This is a genomic window from Dictyobacter halimunensis, assembly GCF_036245075.1.
The window spans coordinates 1,761,517-1,776,670 of record NZ_BSRI01000001.1 but is presented as its reverse complement, the minus strand read 5'-3'; the positions used below and the strand labels follow the sequence as shown (position 1 = coordinate 1,776,670).

14 protein-coding genes are annotated in these 15,154 nt (G+C 52.5%); 5 read left to right on the top strand and 9 right to left on the bottom strand.

The window, feature by feature from the left end; translation table 11 throughout:
* Positions 1–323: 323 nt before the first annotated feature.
* Positions 324–1,316 (top strand): TIGR03557 family F420-dependent LLM class oxidoreductase, encoded by a 993-nt coding sequence (locus tag AABA21_RS07080; RefSeq protein ID WP_338248308.1) that lies wholly within the window; start codon positions 324–326, stop codon positions 1,314–1,316.
* A gap of 149 nt (positions 1,317–1,465) precedes the next feature.
* Here the strand turns inward: AABA21_RS07080 and AABA21_RS07075 are convergent, their stop codons facing one another.
* Positions 1,466–2,338 (bottom strand): aldo/keto reductase, encoded by an 873-nt coding sequence (locus AABA21_RS07075; protein ID WP_338248306.1) that lies wholly within the window; start codon positions 2,336–2,338, stop codon positions 1,466–1,468.
* A gap of 208 nt (positions 2,339–2,546) precedes the next feature.
* Between AABA21_RS07075 and AABA21_RS07070 the strand changes: the two genes are divergently transcribed.
* On the top strand, positions 2,547–2,741 hold the full coding sequence (locus tag AABA21_RS07070) for a hypothetical protein (protein ID WP_338248304.1): 195 nt from the start codon (positions 2,547–2,549) through the stop codon (positions 2,739–2,741).
* Positions 2,742–2,756: 15 nt separating this feature from the next.
* Positions 2,757–3,119, top strand: coding sequence for a hypothetical protein (locus tag AABA21_RS07065; RefSeq protein WP_338248302.1), 363 nt, complete (start codon positions 2,757–2,759; stop codon positions 3,117–3,119).
* 119 nt (positions 3,120–3,238) lie between these two features.
* Here the strand turns inward: AABA21_RS07065 and AABA21_RS07060 are convergent, their stop codons facing one another.
* From AABA21_RS07060 to AABA21_RS07045, 4 genes are all read right to left on the bottom strand, one after another.
* Positions 3,239–4,099, bottom strand: coding sequence for a metallophosphoesterase family protein (locus AABA21_RS07060; RefSeq protein WP_338248300.1), 861 nt, complete (start codon positions 4,097–4,099; stop codon positions 3,239–3,241).
* Between the two features lie 159 nt (positions 4,100–4,258).
* Entirely contained in the window at positions 4,259–5,182 is a 924-nt protein-coding gene (locus AABA21_RS07055; RefSeq protein WP_338248298.1) for a carbohydrate ABC transporter permease, read from the bottom strand.
* Between the two features lie 2 nt (positions 5,183–5,184).
* On the bottom strand, positions 5,185–6,123 hold the full coding sequence (locus AABA21_RS07050) for a carbohydrate ABC transporter permease (protein ID WP_338248296.1): 939 nt from the start codon (positions 6,121–6,123) through the stop codon (positions 5,185–5,187).
* 20 nt (positions 6,124–6,143) lie between these two features.
* Entirely contained in the window at positions 6,144–7,487 is a 1,344-nt protein-coding gene (locus tag AABA21_RS07045; RefSeq protein ID WP_338248294.1) for an ABC transporter substrate-binding protein, read from the bottom strand.
* 615 nt (positions 7,488–8,102) lie between these two features.
* Between AABA21_RS07045 and AABA21_RS07040 the strand changes: the two genes are divergently transcribed.
* The gene (locus AABA21_RS07040; RefSeq protein WP_338248292.1) at positions 8,103–8,855 is read left to right on the top strand and encodes a cytochrome c oxidase assembly protein; all 753 of its coding nucleotides are present in this window, start codon (positions 8,103–8,105) and stop codon (positions 8,853–8,855) included.
* A 123-nt stretch (positions 8,856–8,978) separates the two neighbouring features.
* Entirely contained in the window at positions 8,979–10,100 is a 1,122-nt protein-coding gene (locus AABA21_RS07035; RefSeq protein ID WP_338248290.1) for a LacI family DNA-binding transcriptional regulator, read from the top strand.
* A gap of 353 nt (positions 10,101–10,453) precedes the next feature.
* On the opposite strand, the gene AABA21_RS07030 is transcribed toward AABA21_RS07035, so the two are convergent.
* The 4 genes from AABA21_RS07030 to AABA21_RS07015 all read right to left on the bottom strand — a co-directional run bounded on the left by AABA21_RS07030 (position 10,454) and on the right by AABA21_RS07015 (position 15,107).
* A complete protein-coding gene (locus tag AABA21_RS07030) occupies positions 10,454–11,101 on the bottom strand; it encodes a hypothetical protein (protein WP_338248289.1) in 648 nt (215 codons plus the stop codon).
* 186 nt (positions 11,102–11,287) lie between these two features.
* A complete protein-coding gene (locus tag AABA21_RS07025) occupies positions 11,288–13,204 on the bottom strand; it encodes a glycoside hydrolase family 127 protein (RefSeq protein ID WP_338248287.1) in 1,917 nt (638 codons plus the stop codon).
* A gap of 77 nt (positions 13,205–13,281) precedes the next feature.
* Positions 13,282–14,160, bottom strand: coding sequence for a carbohydrate ABC transporter permease (locus AABA21_RS07020; protein ID WP_338248285.1), 879 nt, complete (start codon positions 14,158–14,160; stop codon positions 13,282–13,284).
* Positions 14,160–15,107 carry a carbohydrate ABC transporter permease gene (locus AABA21_RS07015; protein WP_338248284.1) on the bottom strand — a complete coding sequence of 316 codons (948 nt, stop codon included), beginning with the start codon at positions 15,105–15,107 and terminating at the stop codon, positions 14,160–14,162. The genes AABA21_RS07020 and AABA21_RS07015 overlap by 1 nt, the downstream gene beginning before the upstream one ends.
* Positions 15,108–15,154: the final 47 nt, after the last annotated feature.

The window sequence follows — 15,154 nt, the reverse complement described above, 5'->3', positions numbered from 1 at the left end:
ATAAATGCATGATAATATTTTTGGCGCGTATCCACTAAAAAAACTATGCGCTCTATTTAAATTATAACTTCTATCACTGTGAAATTCCTTATATAGCATCAAAATAGAGCATCAAAATGTTAATCTGGCTTTCCCTTGAAGATACTGGTTTCAGCACGTCTGGCTTCAGAAACTATAGCTTCTCATCGCTTGCTGATGAACTCTTTCCTGTTACCTTTAACGAGCTGAAAGCGTGAGTTGTTAGATAGCATCAGAATGCCCCCATACTAGATTCAAACAATTATAAGGAAGATATTCTCATTTTTTTAGAGAGGAAAAGGCACATGGTACAATTTGGTTGGAAAGCCGGTCCTGAACAGTATCCTCCCGTCGAATTACTGCAATACGCGGTTGAAGCTGATAAGGCCGGGTTTGATTTTCTTGACGCCAGCGATCATTTTCAACCCTGGAGTCCAGAGGGGCAGGCGAGCTTCACCTGGACGTGGTTCGGAGCGGCTGCGATCCAGACACAGCGCATCACTTTGAGCCCCGGCGTTACCTGTCCTATTCTGCGCTACCATCCATCAATCATCGCCCAGGCCTCCGCCACCGTGACGCACTTCGCCCCCAACCGCTTCGCGCTCGGCCTGGGAACCGGAGAAGCGCTCAACGAGTATGCCGCGACCGGACAATGGCCCGAGTATGCCGAGCGCCGTGACCGCCTGGCGGAAGCCATCGAATTGATACGCGCCCTGTGGAGCGGAGAAGAGGTGAGCTTTCGAGGCAAGTACTATCAGACAGAGAAAGCGAAGCTGTATACCCCGCCCACGGGACCGATTCCTATCATCATCTCTGCCCTCGTTCCCCATAGCGCCCATTTCGCGGGCCAGTACGGCGATGGGTTGTGGAGCGTTGGTGGAAAGCAGCCGCAGATATATCAGGATGTCATCAGTAGTTTTGAGCAGGGCGCCCGTGAGGCTGGAAAAGATCCCAAACGGATGCCACGCTGCATCGAACTGATGGTCGGCTACACACAGGATATCGATGCCTCTATTCAGGAGCGTCTAAAGTACTGGGCGGGTGGTCATGTCCCGGCGCTGTTTGATCAGAAGATCTATACGCCAGAGATGTCGCAAGAAAATGGCGAAGTGGTTGGGCCCGACACCCTCAAGAAGATGGGCTGTTTTTCTGCAAACCCCGATGATCACGTTGCCTCTGCCAAACAATACATCGACCTGGGATTTGATTGCCTCATCTTCCATACCGCTGGTCCTGATCAGCGGGCCTTTATCCAGGATTATGCACGTGATGTTCTCCCCAGGTTGCGGAACCTTTAACAAGGTTTCCTCGTGGCAGGAGTTATTTGCGGATTTTTCAAAAATCCGCAAATAACTCCTGCCACGGGTCTTACTCCAGGTCAGTGATGTATGGGTGCATATGGTGCGCATCTGCGCACCATATGCACCCATACATCGCAAATCACCTTTTATTGGGATTTGCGACCTTGCTGGTCGAGCTGCTTAAAGTCTTCGTCGCTGAGTTGGATGTTTACTGCGGCGACGTTTTCCTCCAGGTGTTTCACGCTGCTGGTACCAGGAATTGGTAGCATAACAGGGCTACGCTTTAGGATCCAGGCGAGAGCGATGCCACTGGGCGTGGTATTGTGTTTTTTGGCGAGGGTATCGAGGAGGGTTCCTGGCTGTGCCAGATCGCCGGAAGCCAGCGGAAACCACGGTATAAAACCAATATTATGATTGGTACAATAATCAAGAACATCCTCGCTCTGACGGGTCACCAGATTATATAGATTCTGTACCGTTACTACCTTGAAGAACTTCTGGGCCGCCTCAATTTCTTCAACGTTGACCTCACTGAGACCAACGTGGCGAATCAAGCCTTCCTGCTGCATCTGCTTGATGGCATCAAATTGCTCATCGCGCGGTACCTTGGGATCGATACGATGCAGTTGCCAGAGATCGATGCGCTCCAGGCCCAGGCGGCGCAAGCTCATCAGTACACACTGCCGCAGGTATTCTGGCCGCCCCAGCGGAGGCCAGATATCTGGTCCATGACGGGTTAAACCACCTTTGGTCGCGATAAGCATTCCCTGATAGGGATAGAGCGCCTCGTGAATCAGGTTCTCACTGACCTCAGGACCATAGCTATCCGCGGTATCAATAAAGTTTATGCCAAGCTCTGGCAGCCGTTTCAGTGTACGCAGCGCCTCCTCACGATCCTCTGGTTCTCCCCAGATGCCTTTACCGGTGATGCGCATAGCTCCATAGCCAAGACGATGTATAGTAATGTCGCCGCCAATGGTGAACTGACCACTGGCCGCGGCATTGATGGTGTTATTCATAGGATGGGACTCCTTTTTTTAGTCGAATCACTTCATCCTCTGGCACGGAGTAGTGGGAAACAAGGTTTCAATATTCCTGCGGCGGTGAAATCAGCTCCTCATTAATCCATCTATTAACTCATCAGTATGAATTGCATCTCTAGCCAGGGTGTGATCCAGGCACGTACCAGGGAAGTCACAGCAAGCGTATACGCTCAACACCGCCGTAATGGCCGTCGCGCTCAGGAACTATGGTCTGTATGGTCCTGGTCAGCAGCAGCGCTATACCGACGACTTGGCCCAGCTTCAGCTCGGTTCGGTCGCCGAGCAGCCCGGCGCGATGCCAGAGATTGGACCCTCGCCGGACTTCACCGCCAACATCGATCAGCCGTTTAATGAGCGCTCGTCACTTGAGCAGGCATGAGGCACCTATGGCATCTTGTGGCCTGTTGTACACCAGCAGCTCGGGGTTGATCCCCAGCTTGGTAACGGATTGCTCGAGGTGCTCCCGAGTGTTCCAAACGGCCAATCGACTGTTGCGGCCCAAAACATCCGCGTTGGCACCGGCTCGATCGACGTCGAGGCTACCCACCATGGAAGTAGCTGGACAACCACGGTAACGTCTCACCTGAGCGCGACGCCGCATGTTGGCGCGACGTTGCCAGCAGGGAGCCGCATCTTGAACGTCACCCTCAACGGTCAGAAAGTCGCGTACACCCTGCGCAACACCAATGCCGGGCTCCAGGTGGTTGTTTCGACCTCCTGTGGATCTACCGCCCGCGTACATGTGGTCGCCAGGTAGCAGGATGCTCTGGGTATAACTGTCCCAGGGATGGACGTGATCCTCTTCACGAAGAGGATCACGTCCACACCACGCTCTCTTTAAATGAAAGCCAGGCTGTTTTCTGTACTGAGGCATGTTTATCGATACCACTGTGTTTCTGTCACATTGGTGGGTGCCTGAGGGCCAGGTAAAATTTCGCGTAGATATGCTCGTACACCTTTCTCTCGTTGCCAGTTTTGCTGGTAGCCAAGCGAAACCTCCTCAAAGCGCACCCCATCCCGGTAGTCCGTAGCCCGAACATGTACATGACCATAGACGACTACAGTAACAGGGAAGCGAGTGTGCCAGTTTTCTGTTTGGGTCGTGCCACACCAGAGAGAAAAACGCGGAATATTTTTGACGCGAGCAAATTCTTGTCGCAGAGGAAAATGGTTAATCAGAACAATAGAGGATGTGGGAGGAAGAGAAGCCAGGCGTTTTTCTGTATAAGCTGTGCGTACCCTGCACCACTCACTGCGCGAGGAATAGGGGGTTGAATGCAAAATGAATTCATCATTGCACACCACTCCTGACTCTTCTGCCCAGGCGACAGCCTGTTCCATAGGGACATGGGCTGGACGAAAGCTGTAATCATAGAGGAGAAAAAGTGGTGCCAGAACTGTTGATTCGTCGCTGCCCGGCCAGACAGGATAGGGATCTTCCGGGGTGGCAACGTTGTAGGAACGGCAAATGGCGACCAGGGCGCGATACTTTTCCTCGCCTGCAAAAGCATTCTCTCCTGACGAAGGAATTGTCCACAGATCATGGTTTCCAGGTGTCCAGATTACCCTGGCGAAGCGAGCCGTCAGGATTGAAAGAGCATAGTGGAGGTGTTCTGTTGTCTCTCCAACGTCTCCCGCAACAATAAGCCAGTCTTCTGGATAGAAAGGGAGTTCTGCCAGTGCCTGTCGATTGACTGGAACACCGAGATGCAGATCACTAATAGCATAAACCTTCATTGTGTGTCCGTTTGTGATTCTGATTATATTGATACATATGCGCGTATACATACTATTGGCTATTATACTGCAATAAATCACCATCAAAGCAGCAGGAGGTGCGGCGTATTTACACGCCGCACCTCCTGCTGCTTTGATGGTGATTTATTGCAGTATGACTTATCCTTTGACGCTGCCGGCTCCCAGACCGCCGCGCCAGAAGCGCTGCAGAAGGATACAACCGATCAGCAGCGGGATCGAGGAGACCAGAGCTCCCGCCACGATCAAGGGATAGAGGAAGTTATTCGCTCCACCCGTGGTGATATTCCAGGTTTCCAGTCCGACCGAGATCGGGAAGAGATTCTGGTCGCTCAGCATGATCAACGGGAGGAAGTAGTTGTTCCAGATTGCCACAAACTGGAAGAGCAGGATCGTCACCAGCGCAGGGACCATGAGCCGCATGGCAACCGTTGAGAAGGTACGAAACTCGCCAGCTCCGTCGATGCGGGCCGCTTCTACAAGTTCATCGGGTACGGAAGACGACGCATAGATACGTGAGAGATAGACTCCAAACGGACTGACGAGACTGGGCAAGAGCACCGACCAGATGGTGTTGGTCAGGCCTACTCCGCTCATCATCAGGTACAATGGCAGCGCCAGGGCTGTTGCCGGGACCAGGATGGCACCCAGGATCGCCGCGAAGATGAGATCGCGTCCGCGGAAATTATACTTGGCCAGGGCGTAGCCAGCCATGGTCGCCAGGAATGTGCCCACAACTGAGCCTACCCCCGCATAGAGCAGTGTATTGAGCAGCCAGTGCACGTAGAGACCATCGCTGTAGGTGAACAACTGTTGCAGGTTGCTCCACAGGTTAAAGCTGGAAGCGAACCAGAGGCCAAAGGTGTTGAACAGATCTCCTGTATTTTTGGTAGCCGAGACGATCAGCCAGAAGAACGGGATCAGGAAGTACAGCGTGCAGATGATCAAGAACGCCATAGCTATCAGGCCGCTACCGGAAAACTGGCGGGAACCATGCCTTTTGACCTGCGAGTTTCTTTGTTCCTGATTGATCGATACCGGAGCCGAAGCGGTTTGTTGACTCATATTTACACTCCTGCCTGTCGGCGTGTCACGCGCAAGAAACCGAAAGAAAAGACAAAGGTTACCAGGGCCAGGATAACCGATAGCGCGGCCGCATAGTAGTAATTGTTGTAAGCAAAGGCGCTGTTATAGGCATAGAGCACCGGTGTGAAGGACGTTGAAATGTTGTTCGAGATCGACGCGAGCACCTGTGGCTCAGCAAAGAGCTGCAGGGTCCCGATGATCGAGAAAACGCCCGTCAGAACCAGGGCCGGAGCCACCAGAGGCACCTTGATAAACCAGGCAATGTTCAAGCCCGAACAGCCATCCAGGCGCGCGGACTCATAAATGTCCTGAGGGATGGCCTGCAGGGCCGCGAAGATAATCAGCATATTGTAGCCTGTCCAGGCCCAGACCGCGATATTCGCGATTGACCAGAGCACAGTGCTATAGCCGAGGAAATCTGGTGCTGGCAGATGCATCGTCTGCAATCCCTTGACGATAGGTGAGAGGGCTGGATCATAGAGATAGCCCCAAAGCAGAGCTGCGATAATGCCCGGGACGGCGTATGGCACGAAGAAGGCCAGGCGGAAAAAGGCCTTGAAGCGCACCACGGTCGAATCCAGCAAGAGAGCCAGCACGAGTGCCAGAATCAGCATTATCGGGACCTGGACTACGCCATAGAGCAACATACGACCGATGCTGGCATAGAATTTCGCGTCACTAAGCACAGCCAAATAGTTGCTCAAGCCGCTGAAACCGACGGTCGCCCCGCTCAATCCCAGTCCTGTACGCTGGAAATGGAAGGTACTCTGCACAATGGCATAGACGATAGGGGCGAGAAAGAACAGGATGAAAAGCACCCCGAATGGAAGTATAAACAGGTAGGGCGTGAGTACCCGCTTCCATGCAATAGAATGTTGGCGTCTACTCGTGGACGCACGGGAGCTTGCTGCGAGCGCCATTGCTTTTTCTCCTCTCTTGCTCAGTATTTGACAGTAAAGCCCTGATTTTGCATGAACTGGATGGTGCTCTGCTGAACTGAGTTCAGGCTGCTCGGTAGAGTACCTTGATTGTTGACGGCACCAGCAAAATCGTCACCGAAGTCGTTGTATACCTGGTTGATGGTAGGGCCCCATTGATATTTGGGATTCACATGCTGCGAGGCAACTTTAAACAAAGCGCCGACGTTCTGATTCCCAAAGAAAGACTGCCGGCCGTTCACCAGGGGCGAGTCCAGATTTGACAGGCTTGCGGGGTAAATGGCGTTCCCCTTGATCATCTCTTCAACGCCTTGTTTGTTCGTATTGAGCCACTGGGCGAAATCGGCGGCCTCTTTAGGATGTTTGGAACTGGTGAACACAGCGGTGGTAGAGCCACCCCAGTTTCCGTTGGCATACTGACCTTCCTGCCATTGTGGAAGAGGGGCCACGCGCCACTTACCAGCCGTCTGAGGAGCATTAGGTTTGATGGTACCCGCGCCCCAGGCGGCAGAGATCCAGGTGGCCAGAGTACCGGAGCCAATGTCATGGTACCAGGCATCCGCGAAGTCTGGCTCGGTTTTGACGAGGTTCTTGCCGAGCAGTCCCTGCCAGTAAGATGCAACCTTCTGAGCCTGGGGGTTATTGATGTCTACTTTCCAGGACTGGCCATCGATGTTGAACATCTGTCCGCCCGCCTGCCACACGAGTCCATTGAACCATCCCGGATCCCTGGCAGGGAAATCGGTAATGTATGCGCTGGGGTCAGCGGCATGCAGTTTGACGGCGTCATCGGCGTACTGAGCCCAGGTGGTTGGTATGGGCAGATTATATTTCTGGAAGAGATCCTCGCGATAATAGAGGACCAGGGGACCTGTATCCTGAGGGATTGCGTAGACCGAGTTACCCAGTGAGACCTGGTTCCAGGTCCATGGTACAAACTGATCTTTAATGTCGTTTGCGCCATATTTGGATAGATCGATCAGGGAGCCGGTTGTTTCAAATGTTGGCAAGACCTGATACTCGATCTGTGCCAGATCGGGCTCGTTATTGGCTTTGATCGCCGTGTAGAGCTTGTTGTATTCGTTCGTGCCACCACCTACATTGATAACGTTCACATGAATATTTGGATGGAGCTTAGTGTACTCGGCCGCCGCCTTATCAACTCCGGTGACCCAGTTCCAAAATGTCAGGGTGATCTGACCTCCTCCTCCGGATGTACTATTGTCAGTTGAACTAGTACTAGAACCAGTTCCACTGTCACACCCGGCCAGCATGCCGAGGCACAGCGCGGCTAGCAATAGCAGCGGTACAATTTTCACCTTCGAAAATGTAAAGCGATCTGTCATGGCGATCTCCTTTCACCGTCAAGCGTATCAGCAATCTGCATTGCGATTGCGATACGCATAAAGATCGGGGGGCTCTTACTGAAAGGGGGCTGAGACAGGAAATGTATTGCTTATACAATGAGAATGTGGCCCATTAAGATAATGCCAGTAGGCTGTACGAGACGACAACCAGCCAGTATACCATGGATCCCTGTCATGTAGACCTCCACCAGTAATGGGCACCGTGGATGTAGCGATGAAACACGTTGACAGCATTGTCAATGAACATAAAATACAGGATACGTAAAATGTACCAGATTAATACAAGGAAGTCAATGTTGGTTTTTAATGCTATGCTGAGCTTATTTGTGTACTATGCTGATTGAATATTTAATTTATATTGTAGAAACTGAGGGAATTAAACAATAAAAAAATATTAATGCATATATGATTTATAAATGTGCCGGGCACACTTTTTTACTGCCGTGCTGAGGCGGGAAAGCGTATAGCGAATGAAGCGATCTTGACCGGGGGGAAGTGAAGGATATAGAATCGGAAGATAGGATCTTCCTTCTTCGAAAGGGGCAAGACGATGTGATCCTGAATTAAAGCGATTCACCTCTGAAAGGATATAGAATGATGCGGGCGAGTGTAAGAGAAAAACCATTGATGGGCAAGTGGACCATCTTATTGCTTGTGGGATGGTTGATTGCGATCGTGGCATTTTTAATACCGATGGATATATTTGGCATGTCATACATGTTTAGTGTTCACATGTCACAGCACCTCTTGCTTTCGCTTGTGGCGCCGCCCCTGATTCTCCTGGGTCTTCACCGAGAAAGCCTGCAAAATTTCCTGGATCGCCATTCCCTGCTCCAGCGTTGCCTGGCACTCTTAACGATTCCGGTGGTTGCCTCCCTCATTTTTAATGGCAATATCTGGCTCTGGCACGCTCCTGTGCTGATGCGAGCAATGATGAGTAGTGCATTTATTCACGATGCGACCAATCTTCTCTACCTGGTTACCGGCTTTTTATTCTGGTGCCCCTTGTTGGGGCTGACGTTCGGGCGCAAGGATCTCCCTCTGGCGGGTAAACTGGCCTATCTGTTCTTCAGCGATATGCCGATGATGCTTCTGGGAGCGGGCATGACCTTTTCTCCGCCCCTCTACACGTTTACGATGTCCAATCCCGCTATGCAGATGGCAGTGTCGGCGACCGATCAGCAGCTGGGTGGATTGCTGATGTGGGTGGTTGGTGGGGTTTTTCTACTGGTTGTGGTCACCAGCGTGCTGTTCCTACGCTGGATGTTGCAACAGGAGAAAGCACAACAAGAAAAGGATCGCCTCCTGATTGAAGAAGAAGAACAGACCTCTGAACCATTGGTATAGCTTATTTGTGATAAAATGCGAATAACTATACCCTTTTCATGAAGTCGCGGGGTAATAGTTATTTTTACCATTTCTACTTTCCCGGGGTGATGGCATACACACACTTGCGCCTGAAAGGATCTCATGTCTGAAAAACTCAACATCCAGGATATTGCGCGCCTGGCCAACGTCTCGACGGGCACAGTTTCGCGTGTGTTAAATAACAAACCCGATGTCAGTCCGGCGACACGCGAACGTATCTTGCGCATCGTGGAGGAACAGGGATATGTCCCCAGTAGTACAGCGATTGGATTGGTATCAGGACGGAGCCGCTTAATCAGCGTGCTGGTGCCGGCGCTGACGTGGCCGCTGATCCCGGAGATGATGGTGAAGGTGGCCGAAATTGTGGAGGGCACCCCGTATGAAATCGTGCTGTATAGTATCAGTAGCTCGAATCACCTGAGTGATTGTGGCAAGGTAATCGACCGCATTCTGGCGACGCGACTGACAGCGGGCATGTTGGCGATCTTTCCGGGCCAATCGGCGCAGCATCTCACCCACCTGCAGCGACAGGGTTTTCCTGTGGTTTTGATCGATGACCAGCATGCTCCGGTGGAAGGCGTTCCCTGGATCGGGGCGGATAACCGTGGAGGCGCGTATGAGGCGACGCGCTACCTTATCGCTCTGGGGCACCAACGTATCGCCTGCATTCAAGGTCCCATGAAGTATAAGGTCTCGCGCGATCGCTACCAGGGATACCAGGATGCACTGCGGGACGCTGGCATCCCGCTCGATTCTGTACTAGTGCTGGAGGGCGATTTTATGCCGTCTGGTGGTCGCCAGGGTGCCCGAGAATTGCTGGCGCGTCCGAAGGCGGAACGCCCAACCGCCATCTTCGCCCAGAGCGATCTGATGGCGTATGGGGTGATGTCGGCGGCGGCTGAATTTGGCTTAAGTATCCCGAAAGACATTTCGTTGATGGGTTTTGATGATAATCCCTCATCCGCGCATATGCAGCCGGCCCTGACCACGGTCCAGCAGCCGTGCACCGAGATGGGCCAGCAGGCGATTGAGCTCTTGCTTCAGCTGATAGAAGAGCCGCATCTCTATTATCGACAACAACCTGAAGATAAAAAGCAGGATTTGACCGAATACGCCCCACGCATTCAACTGCCCACCAACCTGATGATTCGTGATACCTGCAAAAAGCTCTCAAAACGAGCTCTCCAGACTCCTGATCGCCACAAGCAAGCCGTCTCGGGTTAAAGCACAGGGTAGGCCCAGAACCTTCCCCGGGCCTACCTTGATAGATAACATGCCAGTGTTTGAGTCGTTGCCTGCCCGTCCGATATGCAAGGTGGGCAGACGGTCGCGCTCTATTGTGGGATAACCTCAATGCCACAGATTTTGGCATAGTTGACGACTGCGGTGAACTGGATTGAGACTGTACCGCTGCCATTATCCTACGCGTAACCGATTACGCAATCACAAGCGGAAAATATAATTGATGAGCGTAAGTATTTTCCGTAATCGTTTACGGAATCAGCATACCTAAAAAAAGCTCTTGTCAAGACAAGAAAATATTTAAAGAAGTGCGTTGGCCGGTTATCGAGAAGAACTCAATCTCCAGAGGCGCCAACGAACAGGATCTCTGAGGGGCGATCACCGTCATAAAGGATCGTATACCAGCACAGTGGAAGATCCCACAGACGGTTTTCCAGAGAGCGTGCTAGTTCTTTCGTAGGCGTCGAGGTGCCAAAGAACTCGAGAATCTGCTCTGCTGATAAAGGCCAGATGACGGTTTGATCATTAAATGGTGCTTGATAGAGAAAGATGCTAATCCAGAAGATTAATTGTCGCTGAGCGGAAACATGTTGAGAAAAGTATGCAAGTATTTCTTCTCGTGAAAGGGTGATGGGTGAAATTGCATATAGCTGGGGCGGTAGTGAACGAGGTTGTTGAGGATCGGTTTGCTCCCATTGGATGGTCATCTCGATATACATCTGTACGTATCCCCAGATGGCATCATGCTGCGGTAGTTCTGCTGCCAGGTCAAATGGTAATTCGCCAAAAGAAATATGGTAACGTTTATCAGCTTCATAGAAGCGTTCAACCAGATGTTCGTCCAGTGTACAGCCAGCGTAACGCTGAGGAAATAGAGAGAGACTCTCAATATCTACAATAGTTTCGGCTCTCTTGAGATCGATAAATGCCTGATAGATATTGTCTTGATAAGGAGCATAATAAATCCATGAATCCTTTCCCATGGATGATTTCCTCTTTTGCGTAAATTTATTACAGAACAATCAAATAATCCTGTATAAGAGGCATTCCTTAATGGGGAAGTAATCCTGGTAAAAATGGCAGTTAGTACCATACTTTCTGGTAATGGAAGTTTATGAGACCCCCTGTCACGATATAACAGAGGGTCTCAGTGATGTTTGGCTCGTCAGTTATTTCGTGTAGATCCAGACACGCATCTCGCCGGGCTGGCGTTGATCCCAGACGTAGTAGGGGATGGCGGTGAGGGTGTGTGGGTGAGATTGCGGCGGCGTCGTTTTATACAGTGTATCCGACCAGTCCGTGCTGTCTACCGCGGTGGCTGGAGCCTGGATGACGGCGATGCCTCCTAAGAGCTCTGGTTCAAAGTGGCTCTCCAGTGTCGCCGTTTCGGGCAGGCGGATGTGATGCAGGGGTACTGCGTTATCCGCGCCTTCCAGGCAGTAGACCAGTGGGCCGCGCTGCAGAGCGATGGAGTCGATATCTTTGCGCACATCAGGATGGGCATAGACGCGCGTCGCGGGCATCGCCAGGTTGAGGATAACCTGGTCGCCACTCTGCCAGCGTCGCTCGATACGCACATAGCCCTTTTGCAGTTGATCGAGCGAGACGGCCTCGCTATTCACAGAGAGTTGTGCATCCTGGCACCAACCGGGGATGCGCAGATTCAGGCCAAATGCAACTGGCTCATCGAGCGCCACCGTCAGGCGGATTGCGCCATCCCAGGGATACTGTGTCTCCTGCCGTAGCGTCACGTCGCGACCGGCGACTGACAGCTTGCCTGTCCCCTGAATATAGAGATGCGTGAAGATGTCAGTATCGTTTGCCGTATAGACATACTGGCCCAGCGACATCAATGTGCGCGCTATATTGGGAGGACAGCAGGCGCACTTGAACCAGCCGACGCGGTGATGGTCGCCCTTGCTCTCCAGCGGATTGACATAGAAGTATTTACTGCCGTCGAGCGAGATACCGCTCAGCATCCCGTTGTACAACGCGCGCTCAAGCAGATCCGCGTAGCGGCTATTGGCGTCGAGCTGTAGCAGGCGGTGGTTCCACATCGCCAGACCAATTGAGGCGCAGGACTCCGCATAGGCCGTCAGGTTCGGCAGATCATAGTCTTCCGTGAAGCCCTCGTTCTTCGCGGTTGAGCCGATGCCACCGGTGATATAGAGCCGCTTGCTTACGAGATGGTGCCAGAGGCGCTCACCCGCCTGGAATAGTGCCTCGTCATACTGTTCCTTAACCAGGTCGGCGACCGCGCTATACAGATACATGGCGCGCACGGCATGACCAACCACCTCGGTCTGCTCGCGTACGGGCAGGTGCGACTGGTTGTACTCATATGTCCTCGCCCAAAATTTATCTGGAGTATCGCCGCGCTCGCGTGCTTCCTGATCAAAGTAATGAGGCTGTTTGCCACGCTCATCAACAAAGTACTGGCTCAGCTTCAGGTAGCGCTGCTCGCCGGTGGCGCGATAGAGCTTGACCAATGCCAGTTCGATCTCCGGATGTCCGCTGTATCCCCGCTTCTTTCCCTCTTCAAGGCCGAAGGTGCGATCCAAGTAATCGGCGTAGCGGCACACGATCTCCAGCAGCGAGCGCTTGCCGGTCCCCTGGAAGTGCGCCACAGCGGCCTCAATCAGATGTCCTGCGCAATAGAGCTCATGCAGATCGCGCATATTCGACCAGCGCTTATCCGGTTCCACTTCGGTAAACCAGATATTGAGATAGCCATCCGGCTGCTGAATGGAACGAATAAACTCGATCGTCTCATCGAGCAGCGCATCCAGTTTCGCGTCTGGATGCGTGGCCAGGCTCAAACTTGTCGCCTCAACCCACTTCGTAATATCTGTCTCCCAGAAAACGTAGGGGATGGGATGCATGCCCCGTTTCCATCCCCGCTTCTCAGAATCAAAATAGTGATTCAGCTTCATCTGCTCATACATGGTTGGTAGCGTATTTTCACGCACCGTGCGCAGGCGAGGGGCCCAGAAGGCATCCTCGATGGTGACCGCCGTATGCGCGAGCGCGTTGGAACTGCGCCTCGCCTCCGCCTGTTGAGCCGATGATGGAGAAGATAGTGTCATTGTCCATTCCCTTCATTGCTAAGTGTGTACCAAACGCAGATTGTGTAGGCAGTCATCCATGACCGCCCTATCATCTTTTATTCCTTCACCGCGCCGGCCACCAGTCCGGAAGTGATGTAGCGCTGGCCAAAGATAAACACCAGGATAATCGGCAGGGCCGCGATCACTGAGACCGCCATCAGATCGTTCCAACGCACCCCGTATTCGCCGATAAACTTGTAGATACCCAGCGTCAGGGGACGTCTGCTATCGTCGGAGATCAGCGTCAGCGGGAACAGAAAGTCGCTCCAGCCCATCAGGAAGGTGAGGGCGCCCACGGTCAACATGCCGGGACGTGAAAGCGGCAAGATGATGCGGTAGAATGCGCCCCATAGATTACAGCCATCGATAAAGGCCGCATCCTCCAGGTCGCGCGGCAGGCTTAAAAAGTAGGGGCGTATCACGAGCGTGGCAAATGGTAGTGTACGCGTCGTGATTGCCAGGATCACCGCCGGGATAGAATTGACGAGGCCGATCTGCGAAAAAATCACGAACAGCGGCAGGGCGAGCATGATACTGGGAAACATCTGCACCACCAGGAAGACCAGCAGCAGACCCTGTTTTCCCTTGATCGGCAAGCGTGCCAGGCCATAGGCCATCGGCGCGGCCAGTACCAGCGTTAATATCATCGTGCCCAGCGCAATCTGCAGACTATTGCCCATATAGTGCCACATATCCGTATTCTGAATAAAATTGGAGATATACGGGCTCCAATCGATCTGGTGTGGAAAGAAGGTCGGTGGTGTGCTGAACAATTCCGACGTATTTTTAAGTGAACTGACGATTACCCAGTAGAGAGGAAAGATCATCACCACCGTAAAGAAGATTCCCAGCACCGTCAGCATGATCGTGTTCCAGGATCGGCGGTTGAGGGCGGGCCTCTTCGTGCCGCGATATGAATTTTGCGTGGTAATCATCAGGCTACCTCCTCTCGTCGCAGCAGGAACAGATAGATCGCGCTCACGCCCAATAGGAGCAGGAACATCAGCGTCGCGATGGCCGCGCCCGAGCCCAGATCAAACTGGCCGAAGGCGATACGATAGGCATACAACGGCATGGCTTCAGTCGCGTTAACCGGGCCACCGCCGGTCAGCACATAGATCAGATCAAACACGTTCAATGTATAAATGAAACCCAGCATCAGAACCGTCAGGCTGGTTGAACGCATCAGGGGGACCGTGATATGCCAGAAGCGTCCGAACCCGTTTGCTCCATCAACCACCGCCGCCTCGTACAGCGAATCTGAGATACTCTGCAGACCGGCTAAGAGCAGCGACATGTTAAAAGGGATACCGATCCAGATATTGGCGATGATCACGGCCCACAGGGCCAGTTGCGGACTTGTCAGCCAGCTAATGGGAGAGGAGATTATGTGCAGGCTCTGCAAGATGTAGTTCACGATGCCAGAGTCGCTCTGCAGCATCCATTTGAAGATCGTCGCGCTAACAATCACTGGCAGCATCCAGGCGATCATGACCGAACCACGCATCACGCCAACCAGCGGGATACGCCGATTGAACAATAACGCCATCGCGAAGCCGATCACATATTGAAAGATCAGCGAGACAATGGTAAAGATCAGCGAGACGATCAGCGAAGAGCGGAAACCAGGGTCAGAGAGCACGGTATGATAATTATCCAGGCCAACAAATGGCGTATTGCCAGTCAACAGACTTCCCACATTCACCTGCTCAAAGCTATAGATGATCATCGTGATAACCGGATACACCAGAAAGCCAAGCAGGAACAGGATCGCGGGTAGCAAGAACAGATATGGGCCCAGCGATTTAAAGATACGCCGCCTCACCGGACGCTGAGTCATAGTCTCCGACACGGATGGAGAGGAGTTGACGAGCGTAGACACGGTAAAAATCCTCCTTACTATGATCGAGTCAGGCGCGGGATAAAGAG